The sequence below is a fragment of the Tissierella pigra genome (assembly GCF_018917845.1).
Classification (GTDB): domain Bacteria; phylum Bacillota; class Clostridia; order Tissierellales; family Tissierellaceae; genus Tissierella; species Tissierella pigra.
Genome location: NZ_JAHLPJ010000001.1, coordinates 3,793,207 through 3,817,920, shown reverse-complemented (window position 1 = coordinate 3,817,920; position 24,714 = coordinate 3,793,207). Strand labels below are relative to the sequence as shown.

Below are 24,714 nucleotides of genomic sequence, written 5' to 3'. Positions count from 1 at the left end.
TCCCAATTTTATTTATACCTTCCTGATTGATACTTATAATTTCTAATTACCATACCCTGAGATTTAAACATTCCTTGTTTTCCATAAAAGGATTGTAAATCTTCATCACATAACAAATCTATCATATAAAATTCTCTTAGCTCATATAACATCTTTTTGATTAATTCAGTGCCTATTCCTTGATTTTTATATTGGGATAAAACTTCCAATAGAGGAATATATGCAGATAATATTTCATCACTAATAGCATTTATAAATCCAACTATCTTATTATTATCTATAGCAACTATGGCTTTGTAGCTATTTTCTAAAATTTGTCTATGTTTTTCTGGACTAGGAGGATTTGGCCATTTATCAAAAAAACCTTCCCCTATTTCTAAGTATTTCAAATCTGAAGAATATATTTTATACTGAATCAAAATCTTCACTCCTTATGTATTGAAATATAAATATATCTTTTAATCGGTCTTAAATTTAATTAACTATTTATTTTTTATATTATATTTTTTCAATTTATTTTTCTTAATTGCATGGCTAATAAAAACAAAGGCTATTGAAGCTAGTAATTTAACTTTCCAAAGATAAAAGAAATTTTTTATTAGATAATCCATAAATTTAAGTATGGAGAATTTAATTGGAGAAACATAGTTTATTTTTACTCCTGGAAATAATCCAAATAATATATACATTATAAGAATTCCTACAATAATGTTTGCTTTTTTATCTTTCAAATTATTCACCTCATTTTATATTCAATTTACTTACATACTTTATATCATATCATAAAGAGAACTTCTTTAATATTTATTAAAAAATTGTAATTGAAATGTAATTTTACAATACTCAAATACTATATATAACAGAATTGTTAGTTCTATTGTTTATTGGGTATACTCTACTTAAATATAACTACTAACGGGAGTGATTTAATGGTTAATATAAAGATATTTTCAGATTTTGCATGCCCTTTCTGTTATATAGGATTTTCTATAGCTGACAAACTTAGGAAGGAAAATAGTAATATAAACATTGAGTGGATACCCTATATACTAGATTCAAACTTATCTTTAGATGGAGATGATTTATTAAATCATATTCCTCGAGAACAATTAGACATGAGTTATAGAAGAATAGAACGACTAGGAAAAGAATATGGACTAATATATAATAATAAAAGTAAAAAATTTAATACCAATAGACTACACCTAGCTGCCCTCTATGCAAACAAAGAGGACAAATATTATGAATTTGCTAAGGAAGCTTTTAAAACAATATTTGAATATGGAAAAAATGTAGGTGACCCTGCAGTAGTAAATGAAATAGGCCTATCTACAGGACTAAATATAGTGGAGATGAATAATTGTATTGAAGAAGGTACCTTTAACAAAAGATTAGAAGAAGGAAGAAATTTAATATCAATATATGAAGTAGAAAGTGTTCCCACTTTTATAGTAGATGATAAAAAGAAAGTTGAATTACTAAAGGATTATGAAAAGTTTAAAAAAGATTTATTAGAATAAAAATAAAAGTAATAAATGTTTCATGTGAAACATTTATTACTTTTATTTTTGTGTTTTATTTTAAAGTTTTAACTATACTTATTCTATATACTATAGTGCTTTCTCTCTATAGGAATCCATATTTCACAAAAACAATCAGAATTATTATTTTCTGGATATAATTCAAAATCTGTATCATCTAACATATTATATTTTGAGCTAGGTAAGAATTCTTTAAATATTCTTTCCCATGTCTCTCCTATACATTCACCATCACTTCCAATACATTCAAACACTGCCCATAAGGTTGGTCTCACATGCCACAATTTATAACCTTCTGGAATATTTTCACCATTATATTTCATAGCTATACCATAGTCAAAATAAATGCTTTCCTTTGAAATAGGAGCACATACTCCATAAATATCATGCTCTGTAGTATATTGAGCCAATACGTTAAATACTTCGTTCTCTCTACATTCTTTCCAAAATTCTGGTATCTCTGTATTACCTTCCTCAGAGATAGACTCGTTTTTAAATGTTTTGACTTTAGCCAACAGTTTAAATTCTTCTTTTTCTACGATTTTGTATTCCATAGTTGTTCCACCTTCCAATTTTATTTTTATTACAAGGGGATTAAATGATTTCAACTGTATTCCAGAACCTTTTGCCATCACAGGTGTTACTCCATGAAATCTAGAAAAAGCTTTAGTAAAACTTTCAGGAGAATCATACCTATATTTCATTGCAATATCAATTACTTTCTTATTTGACATTATCAATTCTTGACCAGCCATTGAGAGTTTTCGATTTCGAATATATTCATTTGCAGTTATTCCAGTAATCATACTAAAAAGCCTATGAAAATGATAATTTGACATATATACTTGCTTTGCTACATCTTCATAATTAATATTCTCTAGAATATTCTCCTCCATATACTCTATTGCTTTTTGTATACTCTGAATACAATCCATCTTTGTCACCTCCTATTTATATTGTAAGGTTATTTTTAACATATTTCCTATCCAAGTTTGCTCATATTTGTCTAAAGGCTCTTTATATAATATTTATTATTCATTTTTCAACTATATATATTTTACTTAATCTAATTAATCCCAATATATAAAACTCAAAAAATTTTTACTGTATAATTTTACATAATCCATTTAAAGTCCTAATAGGCGAAAATTTAATTTATATATAATAAGTATACCTATTATATGAACAACTCATTAAAATGTCTTTAAATTTGAAAATACAGCCTCATTTTTTTATATTCTAAAATAAATATTAAACCTTTAGTTATTTTTTTATTATTTGTTTTTCACTTATACTTCAAATTTTATATACTTATTATGATTTCGTGTTGGTTATCTATAATCTTACTTAAATTATAATCTAGTTTAAATAATTGATTCAATATAAAAAAATCCTTTTTGATTTTAAGGATTTTTCCAAAAGTTTAATAGCTTTTTATTTTATATAAACTAAAATGTTCCATGTGAAACATTTATTTCTTTTCCCAGTTACTTTCATAACATTACAAAATCTCCGCTTTTAAACTTTTCTAATGTTACTAAATATAATCCTTTCTTCATAAAGAATTATAATCTTTTCTTCATAATTACAGCAGATAAAGTTTTTCCTGTCCAATTTAATTCTATATCCTTCAATTTAACAAATCCATTATGAGCCTAAAATTTTAATACAGAACTATCATAATTAGTTACTACATCTATTCTGATACTTTTACCTTTTAAAGACTCTATATATTCTTCAAATCCCTGATAAATTATATGTCCAAGGCCATTTCCTTGAAAGTCTTTATGTATCATTAACAGAGATAAGTAAGTTTCTTCATCTATTTTGAAATCTATTATTCCTAATATATTTTCTGTATGTCTTTCAACTATTTTACAGGATTTAAAGTCCATTTCTTCCATATATTTTAATTCTTGAATTATCCATTCTTCTGTTACTACACTTTTGTCCATATGATTTATTAAGAATTCACCATTGGAATTATATATTTCAAGAATCTTATTTAAATCTTTACTTTCTATTTTCTCTAATTTAAACTCTTCTAATTCAAATATCATCTTATATTCCCATTCCTCCATGTTTTATATATTTCTTTTATTAAAACAATATCATAATATAATTTTCTATTCAATAATTATAAAAGTAATAAATGTTCAATATGAAACATTTATTACTTTTATTAATATGTACTTGCCCCATTGAATATAATTTTATATAAGTTCTAATATTTCAAAATAAGGAGAATCTAAATGAATAAAATAAGAAAAGATATTAATATAATATTAGATATTACTATTATAGTTATGGTTTTTATGATAGTAACTATTTATAATACATATCCCAAATCAGTATACACATTTTCAAATAATAGAGCTGTTATTGTTTCAAGAGGATCTAAAGAAGATAAAGTAGTAGCTTTAACTTTTGATGATGGTCCTCATCCAAAGTATACTGTGGAAATCTTGGATTTATTAAAACAATATGATGCTAAGGCAACTTTTTTTGTATTAGGAAAATATGCTGAAATATATCCAGATATAATTAAAAGACAAGTAGCTGAAGGTCATGAAATTGGAAACCATTCATATTCTCATGTAAATATGAAAAAAGTTTCAGCAAAGATTATTAAACAAGAATTTGAAAAAACTCAGGATATAGTCTATTCTATAGCAAATATAAGGCCTAAGGTATTTAGACCACCCTATGGAAATTATAACGATGATGTAGTTAAAATTGTAAGTAGTGATGATTCTTCTGTGGTACTTTGGACATTTTATCAAGATTCTAAAGATTGGAGTAATCCTGGAGTAGATGTAGTAATAGATACTACATTATCTAAAATACAAAATGGAGATATAATCTTATTTCATGATTATGTATATAAACCTGAGAGTCATACTGTAGAAGCTCTAAAAGTCATTTTGCCTCAATTAATTGAGGAAGGTTATAGTTTTGTTACTATGTCTGAACTAATCAATATTTCACAAGATAGAAAAGTGTTGAATAATTACAATTAATATAATAATGGACGGCTTTCATGCCGTCCAAATTTAAATTATTTCGGTATTTTAACCACTACTTCTACATGATCTCCCTTATCTACTTCCTTGTACTCTGCATTAACTCCAGTATCTTTAATGGCAGAAAAGGCTTTTTTAAATGTATTTAAGTATATTCTAACATTTATTAAACTTTTTATATTTTGTTTTGATTCAACTTTTTCTTCTTTAGTTAAATCATTTAATATATCATTCACTAAAGCCTCTGTTCGATTTACATTTAATTCATTTTTTATTACTCTTTCAAGTATCTTTCTTTTCAAATCATCATCTGCCAGTTTTAACAATGCTCTTCCATGTCTTTCAGTCAAATTATATTCCAATAGACTCCTTTTAATGTCTTCTGGTAATTTCAAAAGCCTTAGCTTATTAGCAACTGTAGATTGGTTTTTACCCATTTTCTCTGCTACTTCTTGTTGAGTAAAACCATGATCTGATATTAGATTATAATAGCCTTCAGCTTCTTCAATGAAATTTAGATCTTCCCTTTGAAGATTCTCCATTAATGCAATTAAAGCTGATTCTTTGTCTCTATAATCTACTACAATGGCAGGTATTTCACTTAATCCAGCCAGCTCAGAAGCTCTAAGCCTTCTTTCTCCAGCTATTAATTCATAGGAATCCTCCCTAATTTTCCTAACACTAATAGGTTGAATTACTCCATATGATTTTATAGATTGACTAAGTTCTTCTAAGGCTCTTTGATTAAACTCTTTTCTAGGCTGATATGGATTAGGTTTAATAATAGATATAGGAATATATTTTATTTCCGGTTGAGTATTTTTCATGACATCCCTCTTCTCAATTGACATTAATATATATTTCTACATTAGGTAGATTATTTCCTTCTTTATTGCCCAAGTTTTTTTCTACAAATTTCTACAAATTATAGTGGGTTTTTCTTTGGTTTTCCTCCACCCCTAGGATATTTTGTAGGAGTCTCTTTTATTTTCTCTATTATTATCAAAGAATGTATTATATCAGATTTAGGAATTTTTACCAACTGTTTCTTTATAATCCTTCCACCTAGTGTCTCGATTCCTTTTTCTGACTCTTTTAATTCATTTTCTACATCTTCACCTTTCATAGATATAAAATATCCACCTACTTTTACAAAAGGCATACAGTATTCTGATAAAGTATTTAATGACGCAACTGCTCTAGATACACATATGTCATATTGTTCTCTATATATTTCTGTCCTTCCAAGCTCTTCTGCCCTTCCATGTATAGCCTCTATATTATTTAATTCTAATTCCTTAATTACTTCATTTAAAAAAGTAATTCTTTTATTTAAACTATCTAATAATGTAACTTGTAATTCCTTATTAAAAATCTTAAGAGGTAGACCTGGAAATCCTCCTCCTGTTCCTATATCTATTATCTTTTTTCTGCCATCAAATAATTTAGTCGCTATTGGAGTAAGACTATCTAAAAAATGTTTTATATCGATCTCTACATCATCAGTTATGGCAGTAATATTAATTTTTTCATTCCATTCTTTTAATAATCTCTTATATTTAATAAACTGATTTTGTTGCTCTTGACTTAATTCCATATTTAAATCTACTATTCCATCTAATAGGGTATTAATCGAGTTCATCTCTATTTTCTTTTCCCACCCTTCTTTTATGTTCTAAATAAATTAATAATACATTTATATCCGATGGAGATACTCCTGATATTCTAGATGCCTGTCCTACAGAATCGGGCTTTATATCATTTAATTTTTGTTTTGCCTCATTGCTAAGCCCCTTTACTACATTGTAGTCCATATCCTCACTTAGCTTTTTATTTTCTAGCTTTTTAAACTGTTCTATTTGAATCATTTGTTTCTTTATATAGCCGTCATATTTAATCTGAGTTTCTACCTGCAATCTAATTTCCCTTAATAGTTCAGGCCTATCTAAATCTAGAACTGATAAAGAGTCATATCCCAATTCAGGTCTTTTTATTAACTCATAAATATTTGTAGGTGTATTTATTGGAGAACTATTTAAACTCTCAATTATATCATTGTTCTCTTTAGTAGGATTTACTTGAACCTTTTTCAGTCTTTCTAATTCAAGTGCTATAGCTTCTTTCTTTTCTAACATTCTTTTATATCTGTCTTCCGTTACTAATCCTATTTTATAGCCACGCTCTGTAAGCCTTAAATCCGCATTATCTTGTCTTAAAGTAAGTCTATACTCAGCACGTGATGTCATCATCCTATACGGCTCTTCTGTGCCCTTAGTAACCAAATCGTCAATTAACACCCCGATATAAGCTTCTGACCTGTCAAGTATAAAGGGTTCTTCTCCTCTTATATTTAATACCGCGTTTATTCCAGCAATTAAACCTTGAGCTGCAGCTTCTTCATATCCTGATGATCCATTTATTTGTCCTGCAAAAAAGAGATTTTCTATTTCCTTATGTTCCAATGTTCTCTTTAATATTGTAGAATCTATTGAATCATATTCAATTGCATAGGCTGATCTCATAAATCTTACATTTTCAAGACCTATTATCTCTTTATACATTTCCAATTGAACCTCTTCTGGCAATGTAGAACTTACTCCTTGTACATACATTTCCTTTGTAGACAAACCCTCTGGTTCAATAAATACCTGATGTTTATTTCTATCTGCAAATCTAACTACCTTATCCTCTATTGAAGGGCAATATCTAGGACCAATACCATCAATATCTCCTGCGTACATTGGAGAACGATGTAAATTATTTCTTATGATTTCATGCATCTTTTCCGTAGTATAAGTTAAATAACATGGAACTTGCTCTCTATCAAATGTTTTATCCATATTTAGGAAAGAAAAAGGTATAACTTCTTCATCTCCTGGTTGAATCTCCATCCTTGAATAATCTATACTATCCCTATGGACTCTAGCAGGTGTACCAGTTTTTAACCTTCTCATTTGAAAACCTTTTTCTTTTAAAGCATCTGATAAAAGTATGGAAGGAAACATTCCATCAGGTCCTGATTCATAGTTGACTTCTCCCATAAATATTCTTCCCTTTAAATAAGTTCCTGTGGCTAAGATTACAGACTTACAATTATAAATTGCTCCTGTTCTCGTTATAACTCCTTTTACCACATTGTTTTGTAATAATATATCTATTACTTCCCCTTGTCTTAGGGTTAGATTTGGTTCTTCCTCTAATATCTTTTTCATTTCGGTATGATATATTTTTTTATCTGCTTGAACTCTCAAGGAATGAACAGCAGGACCCTTAGATGTATTTAACATTCTTGATTGAATAAAAGACTTATCTATATTTAATGCCATTTCTCCACCAAGGGCATCTATTTCCCTTACTAAATGTCCTTTCCCCGTTCCCCCTATATTGGGATTACAAGATAATGCTACTATAGAATCTAAACTCATTGTCATTATCATGGTGTTCATACCCATTCTGCTACTAGAAAGAGCCGCCTCAACACCTGCATGACCAGCACCTACTACTATAACATCATATTCTCCTGCAAAATATCTTTTCACTTCTTTCATAAATTTCACCTTTCTAATAAATCAGTGAATAGTTCAGACAAGTTTCGAATAAATTCGAAACTACTAAATAAAAACTAAAATAGATATTTTTTATTAATTCAAAGCTTTTTACTATTCACTATACACTTTTCACTATCTTTTCTATTTTCCTATGCAAAATTCAGAGAATATCCTATCTAAAATATCTTCTCCTATGGTATCTCCAGAGATTTCACCTAAGTTTTCCCAACAATTTTTCAAATCAACTTCTATACAATCTATAGGTACATTTGCTCCTATGTCCTCTAAAGCCTGTGTTATATTCTCTAAAGATTTTATTAACTGATTTTTATGCCTCATATTTGTAATTACTGCATCAGAATAAATCTCTACTTCTCCGCTATAAAACATATCTTTTATATTCTTTTCTAGTACATCTATACCTATACCAGAAGTAATAGAGGTTTCTATTACATCCTTATTATCTATAAGTTTTTTTAAATCATCTTTATTATACTTATTAGGTAAATCTGTTTTATTTAAAATAACTATACTCTTCTTATTTTTAATTAGCTCTATGATCTTATAATCTTCACTTGATAACTCTTTTGAAGCATCGAATACTCCTATAACTAAATCAGACTTTTCAACAGTTTCTTTGGCCCTGTCCACACCTATTTGCTCCACTATATCATCTGTATCTCTAATACCAGCAGTATCTACTATCCTAAGAGGTATTCCATCTATATTTACATATTCTTCTATGACATCTCTTGTAGTACCTGGTATATCAGTTACTATAGCCCTGTTTTCTCGAAGAATTGCATTTAATAAAGATGATTTTCCTACATTAGGTTTACCTAGTATTACAGTATTTAGTCCATCTCTTAAAATCTTACCTCTATCTGCTGTAGATAAAAGTTTTTCTATTTCTTCCTTTACTTTATTGCCACTTAATTTTAAATCATCGTAGGTAACTTCTTCTATGTCTTCATCTGGAAAATCTATTGAAACTTCAACATGGGCAATCATCTCCAATAGTATATCTCTTATTTCCTTTATCTTTCTAGATAAAGAGCCTTCCAATTGATCTAAGGATGTCTCAAAACTTTTATCTGTTTTAGCTTTTATCATGTCTATAATAGCTTCTGCCTGAGATAAATCCAATCTTCCATTTAAAAATGCTCTTTTAGTAAATTCTCCTGGCTCGGCTAGTCTTGCTCCACTATTTAATACAAGTTCCAATACTTTCTTTACTGAAATAATGCCACCGTGACAATATATCTCTACCATATCCTCTCTAGTATAGGTAGTAGGTCCTTTCATAAAAGATATTAAAACTTCATCTATTAATTGATTGTTTTTTTTATCTACAATATGTCCATATACTAATTTTCTATTATATTTGTTACCTAGTTTTTCTGTTTTATTACCTTTAAATATGGCATTTCCAATACTTAAAGCATTTTTTCCACTAATTCTTACTATACCTATTCCAGCCTCACCAATAGCTGTAGAAATTGCAGCAATAGTCATAATTTCACCTCACTAACAAAAGTATTTAATATTCCAATACTCTCCATATTTATAATAATTTACAAGATTCTCTATATCATAAGAGAAACCCAGTATTATACTGGGTTCTTAGTTTTACTTTGCTTGAATAACTACTCTTCTGTAAGGTTCATCACCTTCGCTATAAGTTGTTATTCCTTGTATATTTTGTAATGCAGAATGTATAATTCTTCTTTCATAAGGATTCATAGGTTCTAATTTAATAGGCTTTCTAATATATTTCGCTTTTTCAGCCATTTTATTAGCTAATTTTATCAAGGTTTCTTCTCTCTTTGCCCTATATCCTTCTGTATCTACTACAACCTTAGTATAATCATCTCGATTTTTATTTATAACTAAACTTAATAAATACTGAATTGCATCAAGAGTATTACCTCTTTTTCCTATTAATATCCCCATATCTGTGGAGCTAATTTCCTTTATATCTACAATTAGACTATCTCCATCTTTTTTAACTACATTTACTGCACTTATATTCATAGAATTTAATATCTTTGATAAATAATTATCTGCTATTTCAATAGGGTCATATGTTACAGAAACCCTAACTTTTGCGTCTTTTCCACCGATTAAACCAAATAAACCTTTACTTGGTTCCTCTATTACCTCTATTTCAACATCTTTTTCACTTACATTCAATTCCATTAAAGCCTCTTTTACTGCTTCATCAATGGTTTTTGATACCTTAATAACAGACCTCATGACCTTAATTCTCCTCCTTAATTTTACGTAAAGACTTATTTGTCACAACTTGTTGTATAATAGAGAAAATATTACCTATTACCCAATATAGTGCAAGTCCTGCTGCAAATCCTTTTGCAGCCATAAAAATCATTACAGGTAAAAATATATTCATCATTCTCTGTGTAGCTTGTGCTTGAGGGTCTGTACTTGGCTGAACCATAGTTAAACTTTGTAAATAAGTAGTAGCTGCTGCTAACAATGGTAGTCCCCAAAGGTAAGGATCTGGAACTTCTAGATTTTGAATCCAAAAAAATGTTTTATTCATAGCTTGGTAAACTGCTGGGTCTTTGAAAGCATAAATAGTAGGATTGCCCATTACTTTAAAAAAAGCAAGAATAATGGGAAATTGAATTAAAAGTGGCAAACATCCAGCAGCTGGATTATAATTATGTTCTTTATATAATTCTGCCATCTTTGCCTGCATAGTTTGAGGATCATTTTTATATTTATTTTGAATTTCTTTCATTTTCGGTTGAATCTCATTCATCTTCTTTGAGGATTTACTCTGATGTAAATTAACAGGTAAAAGTATAATCTTAAATATTACAGTCGTTATTATTATAGCCATTGCATAAAAAGAAAAATTTTGTGGTTCTGTACCAATATTAGACACCATATCATAGACAAACTTTAAAAGCCCGCCTAATATGTTACCTAAAAAAGCCGTCATTTATAAACCCCCTATCATTTTAACGGATCATATCCTCCTTTATTAAATGGATGACATCTCAATATTCTTCTTATAGTTAAATAAGTTCCCTTAATAAATCCATATTTTTGGTAGGCTTGTATAGAATATTCTGAGCAAGTTGGATAAAATCTGCAATTTTTTCTAGTTAGTATATATTTCGATATAAAATTCTGATAAAATTTGATTAAAAAAATAGCTATTTTAGCCATCACTATCTCTTTTATCCATCAATAAGTTTCCTAATTTTAAAATATGAAGCATTGCACTTTCTAACTCTTTATATGAAATATCCACCGTGTTTTTTTTTGGTATAAAAATTAAATCATAGTTATTCTTTATGTTCTCAAAATTTAGTCTATAAATTTCTTTCATCCGTCTTCTTATCTTATTTCTAACAACTGAATTTCCAATCTTTTTAGTAATAGAATAACCTACTCTAGTGTTTCCAATATTATTCTTCTTAACGTAAAGAACTAAATTTCTGTTCCAATAACTCTTTCCACCACTATAGACTTTCTTAAACTCCATATTACTTCTTAATCTATAAATCTTATTCATTGCATTTGCTCCCTTTAGTCAAATAAATGGCCTTTAATTATAAGAAAAGCTTCTATAATATATAGAAAACATTCAAAGTTAAGGAAACTTTTCTATTCGTTATAAAAAGGCCACCATATTAGCGGCCTTATGCAGTTAATTTCTTTCTACCTCTTCTTCTTCTTGCTTTTATTATTTCTCTACCTGATCTAGTTTTCATTCTTTTTCTAAATCCGTGTTCTCTACTTCTTTGTCTCTTTTTTGGTTGATAAGTTCTTTTCACTTATAAACACCTCCTTCGATAATATAACTTCAGAAATATATAAAATAATACAGAGTTTTCCATTAAGAAAACATGAATACTACTAATGATTATATTTATTTGAAGCAGATATGTCAAGATTTTTCAACAAAACTATATTTAGAAAAAGTTACTAACAATATGTTTAAGTTGTGGATAATTTTGTTGAATATCTTTACGTTTTTTGTTATTATTAAATAACATGTGGATATTATATTTTACTTATCAAGAATCAAAAGTTATACACATTTTGTGGATAGTATGTGTATAACTTTTATATCGCTTAGGACTTTCTTACATAAAAGCTTGTATTTATCTCACCTTTTATCCACATTGTATTTTTTTTATGCTGTGTTGATAAGTTAATATTTATAAATGTTATTTTTTTAATAACATTATATCAATAGTTTATCCACAAACTTTATTTTCCAAACTCATTTATTTTTTTTATATAAATTTAAAAATCTTGTTGATAACTATGTTTATAACCTATAGAAAATTTCTAATTTCATTCTGTTAATTTATGAACTTTTTGCTAATAAGTTTTCAAGAACGAATATTTTTATTTTTTTTATAGAACTTTTTCCTATGACTTTTATAAAAAAGTTTAAATTTTTTTCTATAGGCTATAATTTTAATGGATAGGAGGTAAAAAAATGGCTTCAAGTTTAGATAATATTTGGAATGAGGTTTTAAACCTTATTAAAGTAGAATTAACAGAAGTTAGTTTCAATACTTGGCTGAAAGCAATAGAGCCCATTAGCATTTCTTCTGATAAAGTAATTTTAGCAGCGCCTAATGAATTTACAAAAGGTATTTTAGTAGGAAGATACCTTAATCTAATAAAAAATGCCTTTTCTCATATTACCGAGGAAGAATTTGATATTCAATTTATTATACCTGGAGAAGAATATTCTCTAAACATAGGACAACCTGTAGTACAAGAGACAAATGATAATAATCATAAATCACAGTTAAATCCTAAATACACTTTTGATACATTTGTAATAGGCAATAGTAACCGTTTTGCCCACGCAGCTTCGTTAGCTGTAGCTGAAGCACCAGCACAAGCATATAATCCTTTATTTATTTATGGAGGAGTTGGACTTGGAAAAACTCACTTAATGCACGCAATTGGACATTATATACTTAGTCAAAATCCTAACTCAAAGGTAGTATATGTTTCGTCAGAAAAATTTACAAATGAATTAATTAACTCTATTAGAGAATATAGAAATGAAGAATTTAGAAATAAATATAGAAATATAGATGTTCTTCTAGTAGACGATATTCAATTTATTGCTGGTAAAGAAGGTACCCAAGAGGAGTTTTTCCATACCTTTAATGCACTTCATGAAGCAAATAAACAAATAATAATATCTAGTGATAGACCACCTAAAGAAATTCCAACGTTGGAAGACAGACTTAGATCTAGATTTGAGTGGGGACTTATTGCAGATATTCAACCACCAGATTTAGAAACAAGAATAGCCATTCTTAGAAAAAAAGCTAATGTAGAAAATATTAAAGTAAATGATAATGTAATGCTTTATATAGCTTCAAAAATCCAGTCTAATATTAGAGAGTTAGAAGGGGCTTTAATCAGAGTAGTAGCCTATTCTTCTTTAACTAATAGTGAAGTTACTGAAGAACTGGCAGAAGAAGCTTTAAAAGATATATTATTGAGCAATAAAACTGTAGAAATCACTGTAGATTTAATAAAAGAAATAGTATCTAAAAACTTTAAAATTAAAATAGATGATTTTAATTCAAAGAAAAGAACTAGAGCAATAGCACATCCTAGACAAATTGCTATGTATTTAACTAGAGAACTTACTGATTTATCTTTACCTAAAATTGGAGAAGAATTTGGTGGTAGAGATCATACAACTGTAATACATGCTTATGATAAAATAAGTACAGATATAAATGAAAATCAAGATTTAAAAAAGAAAATTGATGATATAGTAAAAGAATTAAAAGGATAAATTATATTACTAGTTGTGGATAGTTTAAATAGTTTATAAATACTTATCCACATGTTATTAAAAGTGTATAATCTTTTATATTTCCAATTACAAACTGTTATCCACATAATCACAGCCCCTACTACTATTACTACTATATATTTTATATTCTTTCTATATCATGAAAAAGAGGAGGTCTAATTAAAATGAAATTTAAAATAAACCAAAAAGATTTATCTAAACATATAAATATTGCACAAAAAGGAATATCATCTAGAACAACTTTACAAATATTAGATGGTATTTTACTAGAAGCATACAAGGGTAGATTAAGACTTATAGGAACTGACCTAGAAATAAGTATTGAAACCTATGTAAATTGTGAAATAGAAGAAGAAGGGGCAATTGTAGTTAATTCTAAAATATTTGGAGATATAGTAAAAAAACTTCCAGATGCACCAATTTATATACATGTGGATAACAATAATATAAATATTAAATGCGAGAACTCTGAATTCAATATAATAGGAAATTCATCGAAAGAATATCCTGATCTTCCTTTGATATTAGACCACACAAGCTTTGAATTGCCAAATGACCTATTTAAATCTGCCATAAGGCAAACTGTATTTGCAACTACTCAAGATGAAACTAGGCCGTCTTTGACGGGTGTATTAATAGAGATTGAAAATAAGCTTATTTCTTTTGTTGCCTTAGATGGTTATAGATTATCTTTAAGAAAATTACCAATAGAATCAGATGTACAGCTTAAAATAATAATACCAGGTAGAGCACTAAATGAATTAAATAAGATTTTGGAAGATAATGAAGAAATAATGAAAATAGCAGCAGCACCAGGTCATGTTGTATTCAATACTGGAGATACAATAGTATATTCAAGACTCCTAGAAGGTCAATTCTTTAATTATAGAGAAATCATAAGAAAGGATCATAAAACATCTGTAACAGTTAATAAACGAGAGTTTCAAAATAGTTTAGAGAGAGCTTCACTATTGGCTAAAGAAGAAAAAGCTAATTTAGTTAAATTAAATATAGTGAATGAACAAATACTTATAAAATCTAATTCTGAAATAGGAAATGTAAATGAAGTAATAAATGCAGATGTAAATGGGGAAAATATAAATATTGCATTTAATTCAAGGTATATACTAGAAGGTATAAAAATAATAGATTCAGAGGAAATACAATTAAACTTTATGGGTAGTTTAAATCCATGTATTATAAAGCCAATACAAGATGAAAATTATATTTATTTAGTATTGCCTGTTCGTCTTGCACAGGATGATTTTTAGAGGAGAGATATTATGAAGGAAATATCAATAGATACTGATTATATAAAATTAGATCAATTTTTAAAACATATAGGAGTTGCTCAAACTGGAGGTCAAGCAAAAATTATCATAAGTGAAGGTAGCATAAAAGTAAATAATGAGGTAGTATTACAAAGAGGCAAAAAAATAAGAAAAGATGATATAGTTAATATTGAGGGCTATGATTCCTTTATTGTGGTATAATACTATTTGCCTTTAAGGGGTGTTTTTGTTGTATGTAAAAAATATAAGACTAATAAACTTTAGAAATTACTATAGTCTAAATATAAAACTAAACGAAAAAACTAATGTCTTTATAGGAAAAAATGCTCAAGGAAAAACTAATTTATTAGAAGCAATTTATATTTGTGGAACTGGAAAGTCTTTCAGAACAAGTAGAGATAAGGAAATAATAAATTTCGATAAAAATGAAGCTTATGTTGGTTCTGAAATAAATATTGGGAAATATGAAAAATTTATAGAGATAAAGCTAGAAAGAGACAAGGCAAAAAGAATTAGGGTAAATAAAACAGAACTAAAAAGCCATAAAGAACTTTATAGTGGATTAAATGTAGTTGTATTTTCTCCTGAAGATTTAAAATTAGTAAAGGGTGGTCCTAGTGAAAGAAGGAATTTTTTAGATACGGAAATCTCACAAATAAAACCAGTATATAATTTCAATATAAATAGATATAATAAAGTGTTATTTCAGAGAAATAACCTATTAAGATCTGGTAAGTTTCAGGAAAATATTTCTAATCTTTTAGAAATATTTGATTTACAAATGGCTAATATTGGCACGGAAATAATATTAGAAAGATATAGGTATATAAAAGAGTTATCAAGTATATTAGAAATAACCCACAATAATATAACTTCATCAAAGGAAAAATTAGAACTTCACTATATTTCAAATATTGAAATATTAGATAATAAAATAGAGATGGAAAAAAGATATTTAGATAAACTTAGAAATAATGTAAAAAGTGATATAGAGTCATCTTTTACGCAGTTAGGACCTCATAGAGATGATATATTTATTAATATAAATAATAAAGAGCTCAAAACCTATGGTTCTCAAGGACAACAAAGAACAGCAGTATTATCCATAAAACTATCGGAAGTAGAACTAATAAAGAAACAAAAAGGCGTTTATCCAGTTTTACTTTTAGATGATGTTTTTTCTGAATTAGATGAGGAAAGGCGAAGATATTTAATTCATTCTTTTAAAAATATGCAAACTTTAATAACAGTAACAGATGCTGTAGATTTAAAAGAAATGGATAATATTGAAAAATCAATATATTATATAGACAATGGACAATTAAGTTAGATAGGAGTTACAATATGATTATTCATATAGGTGATAATAATTATATATTTACAAAGGACATAATAGCTATACTGGATAAAAAGGCAGCAGAAGGTACTAAAAAGACTAGAGAATTTATAAATAAATTGATAGAAGAAAACTCAATAGTTGGAAGTTTGGATGAAAGTATTAAATCTTATGTACTAGTATCAAGAAATAATAAGACAATAATTTATACATCAAATATATCTTCAAAAGCACTGTCAAATAGAAATACTTATGAATAGATAATAATAGATTGGAGGTAAATTAATGGATAACGAAATAAATAGTAATAATGATAGACATTATACGGCCCAAGATATACAAGTACTTACAGGATTAGAACCAGTAAGAAAAAGACCAGGTATGTATATAGGTAGTACAGGTGTAAAAGGACTCCACCACTTAGTATATGAAGTAGTAGATAATAGTATAGATGAGGCTTTAGCAGGAATTTGTGACACTATTAGGGTCACTATTTTTGATGATAATTCAGTTAAGATAACAGATAATGGAAGTGGAATACCTGTAGAAACTCATCCTCAAACTGGAAAATCTACAGTAGAAACTGTTTTAACCATACTACATGCAGGTGGAAAATTTGATAATGGTGCATATAAGGTATCTGGTGGACTACATGGAGTTGGTGTTTCTGTAGTAAATGCCCTATCTGAATGGTTAATAGCTAACGTAAGAAGAAATGGTAAAGAGTATACCCAAAGATTTGAAAGGGGTATATCCAAAACAGAACTAGAAGTAGTGGGAGATTCTAATGAAACAGGTACAACTATTCATTTTAAACCTGATGCACAGATATTTGAAACTATAATATTTAGTTTTGAAACCTTAGAACATAGATTTAGGGAAATGGCCTTTTTAAATAAAGGAATTAAGATTATACTAGAAGATAAAAGAGAAGAAAAAATAAAAGAATTCCATTATGAAGGTGGAATAAAGTCATTTGTAGAATATATAAATAAAAATAAAACTCCGATTCAAAAAGATATAATGTATTTTGATGGAGTAAAAGATGGCACTACTGTAGAGTTAGCATTACAATATACAGATGGATATTCAGAAAATATATTTACTTTTGCTAATAATATTAACACACCAGAAGGAGGAACCCACTTATCAGGACTTAGAACTGCCTTAACTAGAATTATGAATGATTATGGTAGAAAATATGGATTTCTTAAAGAGAAAGATGAAAATCTAAGTGGAGATGATGTAAGAGAAGGGTTGACTGGAATATTATCTGTTAAGTTAATGGAGCCTCAATTCGAAGGACAGACTAAGAGTAAACTAGGAAATAGTGAAGTTAGAGGTATAGTAGAATCCTTAACTTATGACTATATAAGTATGTATTTAGAAGAAAATCCTAAAGATGGAAAGATAATATTAGAAAAAGCAATATCTTCTCAGAGAGCTAGAGATGCTGCTAGAAAAGCAAGGGATTTAACTAGAAGAAAATCTGTTTTAGAGAATACTACATTGCCTGGTAAACTAGCAGATTGTCAAGATTCTGATTTAGAAACCACAGAAATTTATATCGTAGAAGGAAACTCAGCTGGTGGTAGTGCAAAGCAAGGCAGAGATAAAAAATTCCAAGCTATACTGCCGCTGAGAGGTAAAATATTAAATGTAGAAAAGGCTAGATTAGATAGAATTTTAAGTTCAGAGGAAATAAAGATCATGATTACAGCCTTTGGAACGGGAATTGGTGAAGATTTTAATATAGAAAAGTTAAGATATGGTAAAATAATTTTAATGACAGATGCTGACGTAGATGGTGCACATATTAGAACTTTACTTTTGACATTTTTCTATAGATATATGAAAGAATTAATTGATAATGAACATATATATATAGCTCAACCACCCCTTTATAAGGTGACTAAAAATAGACAAGAACATTATGTATACAATGACAATGAACTAGATAAACTTTTAGATGAAATAGGTAGAACAAATTATACTCTTCAAAGGTATAAAGGTCTTGGAGAAATGAACCCAGAACAATTATGGTCTACAACTATGGATCCATCAACCAGAACTCTTTTAAAGGTAACTTTAGAAGATGCTGTGGCCGCTGATGAAGTATTTACTACTCTAATGGGAGATAAGGTGGGGCCAAGGAGACAATTCATTGAAGAAAATGCTAAATTTGTAAAAAATCTAGATATATAGGAGGTAAGTCATGGACAGAGAATTTGATAATGTAGTTGAAATAAATATTGAACACGAAATGAAAAAGTCCTACTTAGATTATTCCATGAGTGTAATTATGAGTCGTGCCTTACCAGACGTACGTGATGGATTAAAACCAGTTCATAGAAGAATTATTTATGCTATGGATGAACTTAGTATGAGTCCAGATAAACCCTATAGAAAGTCTGCTAGGGTTGTAGGGGACGTACTGGGTAAGTATCACCCTCATGGTGATAGTTCTGTTTATGATGCAATGGTAAGACTTGCACAGGATTTTAATATTAGATACCCATTGGTAGATGGTCATGGAAACTTTGGTTCTATAGATGGTGATGAAGCTGCTGCAATGCGTTATACAGAAGCTAGAATGACAAAACTTGCAATGGAAATGTTAAGGGATATAGGTAAAGATACAGTAGACTATAGACCAAACTTTGATGAGACATTAAAGGAGCCTATAGTACTTCCAAGTAGATTTCCAAATTTAATGGTTAACGGTTCTTCAGGTATAGCAGTAGGAATGGCAACTAATATTCCGCCTCATAACTTAAAAGAGGTTATAGATGGTATTGTAATGCTTATAGATAGCCCTGATTCTACAATAGATGACTTAATGACAGTAATAAAAGGTCCAGATTTTCCTACGGCTGGTCATATAATGGGGAAAGATGGTATTAGATCTGCATTTAAAACTGGTAGAGGTAAAATAAGGGTAAGAGCTGTTACTGAAATAGAAGAAACAAATAAAGGAAGACATAGAATTATAGTAACAGAACTACCTTATCAGGTTAATAAGGCAAATTTAATCGAAAAAATAGCAGAATATGTTAGAGATAAAAAATTAGAAGGAATATCTGATTTAAGAGATGAATCTGATAGAGAAGGTCTGAGAATAGTTATAGAAATAAAAAGGGATGCAAATCCAAATGTAGTTTTAAACAATCTATATAAATATACTCAGCTTCAGACTACATTTGGAGTTATAATGTTAGCTTTAGTTAATGATGAACCTAAGATTTTGGATCTAAAGGAAATGCTTTCTTATTATGTTGATCATCAGAAGGAAATAATAACTAGAAGAACTCAATATGATTTAAATAAAGCAGAAGAAAGAGCTCATATAGTTGAGGGATTAAAAATAGCTTTAGATAACATAGATGAAGTAATCCGTATCATAAGATCATCTAAAACAGAAGCAATAGCTAAGGAAGCTTTGATGGAAAACTTTGGTCTATCAGATAGACAATCTCAAGCTATAATGGATATGAGATTAAGAAGATTAACTGGTTTGGAAAGAGCAAAATTAGAGGAAGAATATGAAGAACTCATAAAAGAAATCAATAGATTTAGAGAAATTTTAGCAAATGAAAGATTAATATATCAAATAATTAAAGATGAATTAATAGAGTTAAAAGAAAAATATGGAGATCCTAGAAGAACAAGAATAATGCCTTCAGCGGATGAAATAGATATAGAAGATATGATTGAAGAAGAAGATGTTGTAATTACATTAACTCACTTTGGATATATAAAGAGAACTCCTGAGTACACATATAAGACTCAAAAAAGAGGCGGAAAAGGAATAATAGCTTTAACTACTAGGGAAGAAGATTTCGTGGAAGATCTGTACATTACTTCAACTCATGATACTATTCTATTCTTTACTAATAAAGGTAAAGTGTTCTCATTAAAGGCATACGAAATTCCAGAAGGTGGTAGACAGGCTAAAGGAACTGCCATAATAAATCTATTGAATTTAACAGGTGATGAAAAGATAAGTGCCATAATTCCTATAAATAAAAATACTACTGCCACTAATTTAATTTTAATTACTAAATCTGGTATAATTAAGAAAACTGGATTAGAACATTTTGAAAATATTAGAAAAAATGGCATTATAGGTATTAGTCTAAAAGAAGATGATGAGTTAATAGGAGTTAGAAAAACTAATGGAAAGCAAGAAATAATTGTAGTAACTAGAAAAGGAATGTCCATTAGATTTAACGAAAGTGATGTTAGAGAAATGGGCAGGTCTGCCATGGGTGTAAAGGCTATAGATTTGAAAAAAGATGATAAAGTTGTTGCCATGGAACTAGTGGAAGAAGGTAAGAGACTACTAGTTATATCAGAATATGGATTTGGTAAGAGAACATCTTTAGAAGAATATAAGACCCAAAATAGAGGTGGAAAAGGTTTAATAACCTATCATATAAGAGAAAAAACAGGAGATATAGTTTCAGCTAAGGTTGTAGATGATAATGATGAAATAATGATGATTTCATTTAGTGGTACAATAATCAGACTTATAGCTAAAGATATATCCATTATGGGTAGAAGTACTCAAGGAGTTACTCTTATGAAGATGAGTGATGACAGAGTAGTTGCTGTAGCAAAATATGTAGGAGAAGAATAAATATATTAAGATTCCTTATTTTTAAAAATAAGGAATCTTTTATTATAGAGAAATTTCAAATCCCAGTATCACACTTTACATTAAGATTCTTTTATTATAAAATCAATATATAATAATATAAAAAGGGAGGTTTTTGCAAATGTCTTTAAATATAGAAGTACAATTTGATGAAAAAGAAAATATGTGGATTGTTTTTCCAAAAGGCGAAATAGATATTTATACTTCTCCTAAATTAAAAGAAAAGGTATTAAATGCTTTTGATAGTAACCCGAGGGATATATTAATAGACGGTGATAATTTAGATTATGTAGATAGTACAGGACTTGGAGCATTAATATATATATTAAAAAAATTAAAAGATAATAATTTTAAGATATATTTATCAAATATTAAACCTAATATACTAAAGTTATTTCATATTACAGAATTAGATAAGTTATTTATTATAAGAGGTGAGGTAGATGAATAAAGATGTAATTAGTCTTATAATCCCCAGAAAGCCTGATTATATTAGTTTAATTAGACTCACTACTTCAGGAATAGGAAATAGTATGGCATTAAGTGTAGATGATATAGAGGATATTAAGGTTTCCATAGGAGAAGCTTGTATAAATGCACTTATTTTGAATGAAAAAGAAGAAATATTAATAGTATTTGAAATAGAAGAAGAAAGATTAACAGTAAAAGTAACAGGTGTTAAAGAAAACATACCTGATTATATAGAAGATAAAAAAGAAAGAGAATTAGGATTACTCATTATAAAGTCATTGATGGATAAAGTAGCATTTACTGAAAATGGTATAGAAATGATTAAATATATAGAGGATGATATTCAATGACTAGCAAGAGTCAGGAAGAAAGAGAAACAAAAAATCTAAAGGATAAGATGGAAATTAAGGAATTATTTAAGGCATATAGTGAAACTAAGGACAAGGATATTAGAAATAAGCTAATTGAAAAGCATATATACATTGCAGAGATATTATCTAAGAAGTATGCTAATCGAGGTATAGAATATGATGATATATATCAAGTTGCTTGTATAGGACTTATATATGCTATAGATAGATATAATATAGAAAAAGGTTATGAATTTTCAAGTTTCGCAACTCCAACTATAATAGGTGAAATAAAAAAGTATTTTAGAGATAAGGGTTGGACCATAAGAGTACCTAGAAGAATACAAGAACTATCTAAAAAGATAAATAATGCAAAAGTACTACTATCCCAACAATTACAAAGATCACCTACAATTGAAGATATAGCAAATTATTTGAACTATACAGAAGAAGAAATACTAGAAGCTATGGAAGCTAGTAAAGTATATACCCCTCAATCACTAGATGTAACCTATGATTCTAATAGTGAAGATAAAGATGTAAATCTAGCAGATTTAATAGGTGAAGAAGATGAATATTTTAGCAAAATAGAAAACAATGACTTTTTAACAAGGACTATGGAGAAACTAAATGATGTGGAAAAACAAATATTAATTGAAAGATATTTCAATAAAAAGACTCAAGTATCCATAGCTAAAGATTTAGAAATATCTCAAATGACAGTTTCAAGAATTGAAAAAAGGGTTTTGGAGAAACTGAGAAAAGAAGTAGATAAGATAATGATGTAAGAGGAAAAAGGTAGCTGAAACAATATATAATAATAAAACTAAAACTTTTTAATAAAACGTGTTGACTTTTATTTGGAAAAGGTGTATTATAGTAAAAGTCAGCTACGACAAATAACTTCATAAATCAACAAATGATTTAAAAAAAGTTTTAAAAAGTAGTTGACAGCAAATGAAAAATTTGCTATACTGAATAAGTTGCCTCGAGAGAGACAACGAGAACCTAGAAAACTAAACAGTGTGAGAAACTTTGAATTATAAAAAGTAACACATGAAATAACAGTCAGCAAATTTGAGCTAATCAGACTTTTAAATGAGAGTTTGATCCTGGCTCAGGACGAACGCTGGCGGCGTGCCTAACACATGCAAGTCGAGCGAAGTTTTCAAAGCAGATTTCTTCGGAATGAAGCTTTGATTATCTTAGCGGCGGACGGGTGAGTAACGCGTGAGAAACCTGCCTTTCACAAAGGGATAGCCTCGGGAAACTGGGATTAATACCTTATGACACTTAAGAGTCGCATGACTTTTAAGTCAAAGCGTAAAGCGGTGAAAGATGGTCTCGCGTCCCATTAGTTAGTTGGTGAGGTAATGGCTCACCAAGACCGCGATGGGTAGCCGGCCTGAGAGGGTGAACGGCCACACTGGAACTGAGACACGGTCCAGACTCCTACGGGAGGCAGCAGTGGGGAATATTGCACAATGGAGGAAACTCTGATGCAGCGACGCCGCGTGAACGATGAAGGCTTTCGGGTCGTAAAGTTCTGTCCTTGGGGACGATAATGACGGTACCCAAGGAGGAAGCCCCGGCTAACTACGTGCCAGCAGCCGCGGTAATACGTAGGGGGCAAGCGTTGTCCGGATTTATTGGGCGTAAAGGGTGCGTAGGCGGCCATTTAAGTCAGATGTGAAAGATCACGGCTCAACCGTGGTAAGCATTTGAAACTGAAAGGCTTGAGTTAAGGAGAGGAAAGTGGAATTCCTAGTGTAGCGGTGAAATGCGTAGATATTAGGAGGAATACCAGTGGCGAAGGCGACTTTCTGGACTTATACTGACGCTGAGGCACGAAAGCGTGGGGAGCGAACAGGATTAGATACCCTGGTAGTCCACGCCGTAAACGATGAGTGCTAGGTGTTGGGGGTCAAACCTCGGTGCCGCAGCTAACGCATTAAGCACTCCGCCTGGGGAGTACGTACGCAAGTATGAAACTCAAAGGAATTGACGGGGACCCGCACAAGCAGCGGAGCATGTGGTTTAATTCGAAGCAACGCGAAGAACCTTACCAGGGCTTGACATGCCCCTGACCGTCCTAGAGATAGGACTTTACCTTCGGGTACAGGGGACACAGGTGGTGCATGGTTGTCGTCAGCTCGTGTCGTGAGATGTTGGGTTAAGTCCCGCAACGAGCGCAACCCTTGCCTTTAGTTGCTACCATTAAGTTGAGCACTCTAGAGGGACTGCCGATGACAAATCGGAGGAAGGTGGGGATGACGTCAAATCATCATGCCCTTTATGTCCTGGGCTACACACGTGCTACAATGGTCGGTACAGCGAGCAGCGACTTAGTGATAAGGAGCAAATCTCTTAAAGCCGATCCCAGTTCGGATTGTAGGCTGCAACTCGCCTACATGAAGTCGGAGTTGCTAGTAATCGTGAATCAGAATGTCGCGGTGAATGCGTTCCCGGGTCTTGTACACACCGCCCGTCACACCATGGGAGTTGGCAATACCCGAAGCCAGTGAGCTAACCTTTGGAGGCAGCTGTCGAAGGTAGGGTCAATAACTAGGGTGAAGTCGTAACAAGGTAGCCGTATCGGAAGGTGCGGCTGGATCACCTCCTTTCTAAGGAGTTCAAAAGGACTCACACTGTTTGTTTAT

The 24,714-nt window shown here is 29.8% G+C and carries 25 protein-coding genes and 1 rRNA gene; 13 read left to right on the top strand and 13 right to left on the bottom strand.

Translation table 11 applies throughout. The annotated features are described in order from the left end of the window. Window positions 1–8: 8 nt before the first annotated feature. The gene (locus KQI41_RS18515) at window positions 9–419 is read right to left on the bottom strand and encodes a GNAT family N-acetyltransferase (protein ID WP_195838013.1); all 411 of its coding nucleotides are present in this window, start codon (window positions 417–419) and stop codon (window positions 9–11) included. Between the two features lie 63 nt (window positions 420–482). Continuing rightward, the gene (locus KQI41_RS18510) at window positions 483–731 is read right to left on the bottom strand and encodes a hypothetical protein (protein WP_154441666.1); all 249 of its coding nucleotides are present in this window, start codon (window positions 729–731) and stop codon (window positions 483–485) included. Between the two features lie 198 nt (window positions 732–929). Here KQI41_RS18510 and KQI41_RS18505 point away from each other — a divergent pair, with 198 nt between their 5' ends. Next, window positions 930–1,520: a DsbA family oxidoreductase gene (locus KQI41_RS18505; protein WP_154441664.1), complete on the top strand. Its 591-nt coding sequence runs from the start codon at window positions 930–932 to the stop codon at window positions 1,518–1,520. A gap of 83 nt (window positions 1,521–1,603) precedes the next feature. Here the strand turns inward: KQI41_RS18505 and KQI41_RS18500 are convergent, their stop codons facing one another. After that, a complete protein-coding gene (locus KQI41_RS18500) occupies window positions 1,604–2,476 on the bottom strand; it encodes an AraC family transcriptional regulator (protein WP_154441662.1) in 873 nt (290 codons plus the stop codon). A gap of 720 nt (window positions 2,477–3,196) precedes the next feature. Beyond that, entirely contained in the window at window positions 3,197–3,601 is a 405-nt protein-coding gene (locus tag KQI41_RS18495) for a GNAT family N-acetyltransferase (protein ID WP_195838012.1), read from the bottom strand. A gap of 192 nt (window positions 3,602–3,793) precedes the next feature. Between KQI41_RS18495 and KQI41_RS18490 the strand changes: the two genes are divergently transcribed. Continuing rightward, window positions 3,794–4,561, top strand: a complete 768-nt coding sequence (locus KQI41_RS18490; RefSeq protein WP_154441658.1) for a polysaccharide deacetylase family protein — start codon at window positions 3,794–3,796, stop codon at window positions 4,559–4,561. 38 nt (window positions 4,562–4,599) lie between these two features. Here the strand turns inward: KQI41_RS18490 and noc are convergent, their stop codons facing one another. From noc to rpmH, 9 genes are all read right to left on the bottom strand, one after another. Next, complete coding sequence (noc, locus tag KQI41_RS18485) at window positions 4,600–5,391, bottom strand: nucleoid occlusion protein (RefSeq protein ID WP_154441656.1); 792 nt, start codon at window positions 5,389–5,391, stop codon at window positions 4,600–4,602. Between the two features lie 98 nt (window positions 5,392–5,489). Beyond that, the gene (gene rsmG / locus KQI41_RS18480) at window positions 5,490–6,206 is read right to left on the bottom strand and encodes a 16S rRNA (guanine(527)-N(7))-methyltransferase RsmG (protein ID WP_154441654.1); all 717 of its coding nucleotides are present in this window, start codon (window positions 6,204–6,206) and stop codon (window positions 5,490–5,492) included. Beyond that, the gene (gene mnmG / locus KQI41_RS18475; protein WP_154441652.1) at window positions 6,193–8,112 is read right to left on the bottom strand and encodes a tRNA uridine-5-carboxymethylaminomethyl(34) synthesis enzyme MnmG; all 1,920 of its coding nucleotides are present in this window, start codon (window positions 8,110–8,112) and stop codon (window positions 6,193–6,195) included. Before mnmG ends, rsmG begins: the two co-directional genes overlap by 14 nt. A 141-nt stretch (window positions 8,113–8,253) precedes the next feature. Further along, window positions 8,254–9,627 (bottom strand): tRNA uridine-5-carboxymethylaminomethyl(34) synthesis GTPase MnmE, encoded by a 1,374-nt coding sequence (gene mnmE, locus KQI41_RS18470; protein WP_154441650.1) that lies wholly within the window; start codon window positions 9,625–9,627, stop codon window positions 8,254–8,256. A 114-nt stretch (window positions 9,628–9,741) separates the two neighbouring features. Further along, window positions 9,742–10,368 (bottom strand): RNA-binding cell elongation regulator Jag/EloR, encoded by a 627-nt coding sequence (gene jag, locus KQI41_RS18465; RefSeq protein WP_154441648.1) that lies wholly within the window; start codon window positions 10,366–10,368, stop codon window positions 9,742–9,744. 4 nt (window positions 10,369–10,372) lie between these two features. Next, a complete protein-coding gene (locus KQI41_RS18460; protein ID WP_154441646.1) occupies window positions 10,373–11,080 on the bottom strand; it encodes a YidC/Oxa1 family membrane protein insertase in 708 nt (235 codons plus the stop codon). 14 nt (window positions 11,081–11,094) lie between these two features. After that, entirely contained in the window at window positions 11,095–11,310 is a 216-nt protein-coding gene (yidD, locus tag KQI41_RS18455) for a membrane protein insertion efficiency factor YidD (RefSeq protein WP_154441644.1), read from the bottom strand. After that, window positions 11,303–11,659: a ribonuclease P protein component gene (rnpA, locus tag KQI41_RS18450; protein WP_154441642.1), complete on the bottom strand. Its 357-nt coding sequence runs from the start codon at window positions 11,657–11,659 to the stop codon at window positions 11,303–11,305. Before rnpA ends, yidD begins: the two co-directional genes overlap by 8 nt. A 127-nt stretch (window positions 11,660–11,786) precedes the next feature. Continuing rightward, the gene (gene rpmH / locus KQI41_RS18445) at window positions 11,787–11,921 is read right to left on the bottom strand and encodes a 50S ribosomal protein L34 (protein WP_072977524.1); all 135 of its coding nucleotides are present in this window, start codon (window positions 11,919–11,921) and stop codon (window positions 11,787–11,789) included. Window positions 11,922–12,595: 674 nt separating this feature from the next. Between rpmH and dnaA the strand changes: the two genes are divergently transcribed. The 11 genes from dnaA to KQI41_RS18390 all read left to right on the top strand — a co-directional run bounded on the left by dnaA (window position 12,596) and on the right by KQI41_RS18390 (window position 24,678). Beyond that, the gene (dnaA, locus tag KQI41_RS18440) at window positions 12,596–13,927 is read left to right on the top strand and encodes a chromosomal replication initiator protein DnaA (RefSeq protein ID WP_154441640.1); all 1,332 of its coding nucleotides are present in this window, start codon (window positions 12,596–12,598) and stop codon (window positions 13,925–13,927) included. Between the two features lie 185 nt (window positions 13,928–14,112). Further along, window positions 14,113–15,219, top strand: coding sequence for a DNA polymerase III subunit beta (gene dnaN / locus KQI41_RS18435; RefSeq protein WP_154441638.1), 1,107 nt, complete (start codon window positions 14,113–14,115; stop codon window positions 15,217–15,219). 12 nt (window positions 15,220–15,231) lie between these two features. Further along, entirely contained in the window at window positions 15,232–15,441 is a 210-nt protein-coding gene (locus KQI41_RS18430) for an RNA-binding S4 domain-containing protein (RefSeq protein ID WP_154441636.1), read from the top strand. A 28-nt stretch (window positions 15,442–15,469) separates the two neighbouring features. Then, on the top strand, window positions 15,470–16,570 hold the full coding sequence (gene recF, locus KQI41_RS18425) for a DNA replication/repair protein RecF (protein WP_154441634.1): 1,101 nt from the start codon (window positions 15,470–15,472) through the stop codon (window positions 16,568–16,570). 14 nt (window positions 16,571–16,584) lie between these two features. Continuing rightward, window positions 16,585–16,836 (top strand): extracellular matrix regulator RemB, encoded by a 252-nt coding sequence (gene remB, locus KQI41_RS18420; RefSeq protein WP_154441632.1) that lies wholly within the window; start codon window positions 16,585–16,587, stop codon window positions 16,834–16,836. A 25-nt stretch (window positions 16,837–16,861) separates the two neighbouring features. Next, on the top strand, window positions 16,862–18,781 hold the full coding sequence (gene gyrB / locus KQI41_RS18415) for a DNA topoisomerase (ATP-hydrolyzing) subunit B (RefSeq protein ID WP_154441630.1): 1,920 nt from the start codon (window positions 16,862–16,864) through the stop codon (window positions 18,779–18,781). 10 nt (window positions 18,782–18,791) lie between these two features. Continuing rightward, complete coding sequence (gyrA, locus tag KQI41_RS18410) at window positions 18,792–21,215, top strand: DNA gyrase subunit A (protein ID WP_154441628.1); 2,424 nt, start codon at window positions 18,792–18,794, stop codon at window positions 21,213–21,215. 139 nt (window positions 21,216–21,354) lie between these two features. Then, the gene (locus tag KQI41_RS18405; protein WP_154441626.1) at window positions 21,355–21,684 is read left to right on the top strand and encodes an anti-sigma factor antagonist; all 330 of its coding nucleotides are present in this window, start codon (window positions 21,355–21,357) and stop codon (window positions 21,682–21,684) included. Then, entirely contained in the window at window positions 21,677–22,054 is a 378-nt protein-coding gene (locus KQI41_RS18400) for an ATP-binding protein (protein WP_154441624.1), read from the top strand. The genes KQI41_RS18405 and KQI41_RS18400 overlap by 8 nt, the downstream gene beginning before the upstream one ends. After that, entirely contained in the window at window positions 22,051–22,842 is a 792-nt protein-coding gene (locus tag KQI41_RS18395; RefSeq protein WP_154441622.1) for a SigB/SigF/SigG family RNA polymerase sigma factor, read from the top strand. The genes KQI41_RS18400 and KQI41_RS18395 overlap by 4 nt, the downstream gene beginning before the upstream one ends. Before the next feature lie 306 nt (window positions 22,843–23,148). Continuing rightward, window positions 23,149–24,678: ribosomal RNA gene (locus tag KQI41_RS18390) — 16S ribosomal RNA — on the top strand. Window positions 24,679–24,714: the final 36 nt, after the last annotated feature.

Excerpts from the sequence above, each read along its gene's own strand:
- KQI41_RS18505 (WP_154441664.1), top strand. The coding sequence starts at position 930 with ATGGTTAATATAAAGATATTTTCAGATTTTGCATGCCCTTTCTGTTAT.
- KQI41_RS18500 (WP_154441662.1), bottom strand. The coding sequence starts at position 2,476 with ATGGATTGTATTCAGAGTATACAAAAAGCAATAGAGTATATGGAGGAG.
- KQI41_RS18495 (WP_195838012.1), bottom strand. The coding sequence starts at position 3,601 with ATGATATTTGAATTAGAAGAGTTTAAATTAGAGAAAATAGAAAGTAAA.
- KQI41_RS18490 (WP_154441658.1), top strand. The coding sequence starts at position 3,794 with ATGAATAAAATAAGAAAAGATATTAATATAATATTAGATATTACTATT.
- noc (WP_154441656.1), bottom strand. The coding sequence starts at position 5,391 with ATGAAAAATACTCAACCGGAAATAAAATATATTCCTATATCTATTATT.
- rsmG (WP_154441654.1), bottom strand. The coding sequence starts at position 6,206 with ATGAACTCGATTAATACCCTATTAGATGGAATAGTAGATTTAAATATG.
- mnmG (WP_154441652.1), bottom strand. The coding sequence starts at position 8,112 with ATGAAAGAAGTGAAAAGATATTTTGCAGGAGAATATGATGTTATAGTA.
- mnmE (WP_154441650.1), bottom strand. The coding sequence starts at position 9,627 with ATGACTATTGCTGCAATTTCTACAGCTATTGGTGAGGCTGGAATAGGT.
- jag (WP_154441648.1), bottom strand. The coding sequence starts at position 10,368 with ATGAGGTCTGTTATTAAGGTATCAAAAACCATTGATGAAGCAGTAAAA.
- KQI41_RS18460 (WP_154441646.1), bottom strand. The coding sequence starts at position 11,080 with ATGACGGCTTTTTTAGGTAACATATTAGGCGGGCTTTTAAAGTTTGTC.
- yidD (WP_154441644.1), bottom strand. The coding sequence starts at position 11,310 with ATGGCTAAAATAGCTATTTTTTTAATCAAATTTTATCAGAATTTTATA.
- rnpA (WP_154441642.1), bottom strand. The coding sequence starts at position 11,659 with ATGAATAAGATTTATAGATTAAGAAGTAATATGGAGTTTAAGAAAGTC.
- dnaA (WP_154441640.1), top strand. The coding sequence starts at position 12,596 with ATGGCTTCAAGTTTAGATAATATTTGGAATGAGGTTTTAAACCTTATT.
- dnaN (WP_154441638.1), top strand. The coding sequence starts at position 14,113 with ATGAAATTTAAAATAAACCAAAAAGATTTATCTAAACATATAAATATT.
- KQI41_RS18430 (WP_154441636.1), top strand. The coding sequence starts at position 15,232 with ATGAAGGAAATATCAATAGATACTGATTATATAAAATTAGATCAATTT.
- remB (WP_154441632.1), top strand. The coding sequence starts at position 16,585 with ATGATTATTCATATAGGTGATAATAATTATATATTTACAAAGGACATA.
- gyrB (WP_154441630.1), top strand. The coding sequence starts at position 16,862 with ATGGATAACGAAATAAATAGTAATAATGATAGACATTATACGGCCCAA.
- gyrA (WP_154441628.1), top strand. The coding sequence starts at position 18,792 with ATGGACAGAGAATTTGATAATGTAGTTGAAATAAATATTGAACACGAA.
- KQI41_RS18405 (WP_154441626.1), top strand. The coding sequence starts at position 21,355 with ATGTCTTTAAATATAGAAGTACAATTTGATGAAAAAGAAAATATGTGG.
- KQI41_RS18400 (WP_154441624.1), top strand. The coding sequence starts at position 21,677 with ATGAATAAAGATGTAATTAGTCTTATAATCCCCAGAAAGCCTGATTAT.
- KQI41_RS18395 (WP_154441622.1), top strand. The coding sequence starts at position 22,051 with ATGACTAGCAAGAGTCAGGAAGAAAGAGAAACAAAAAATCTAAAGGAT.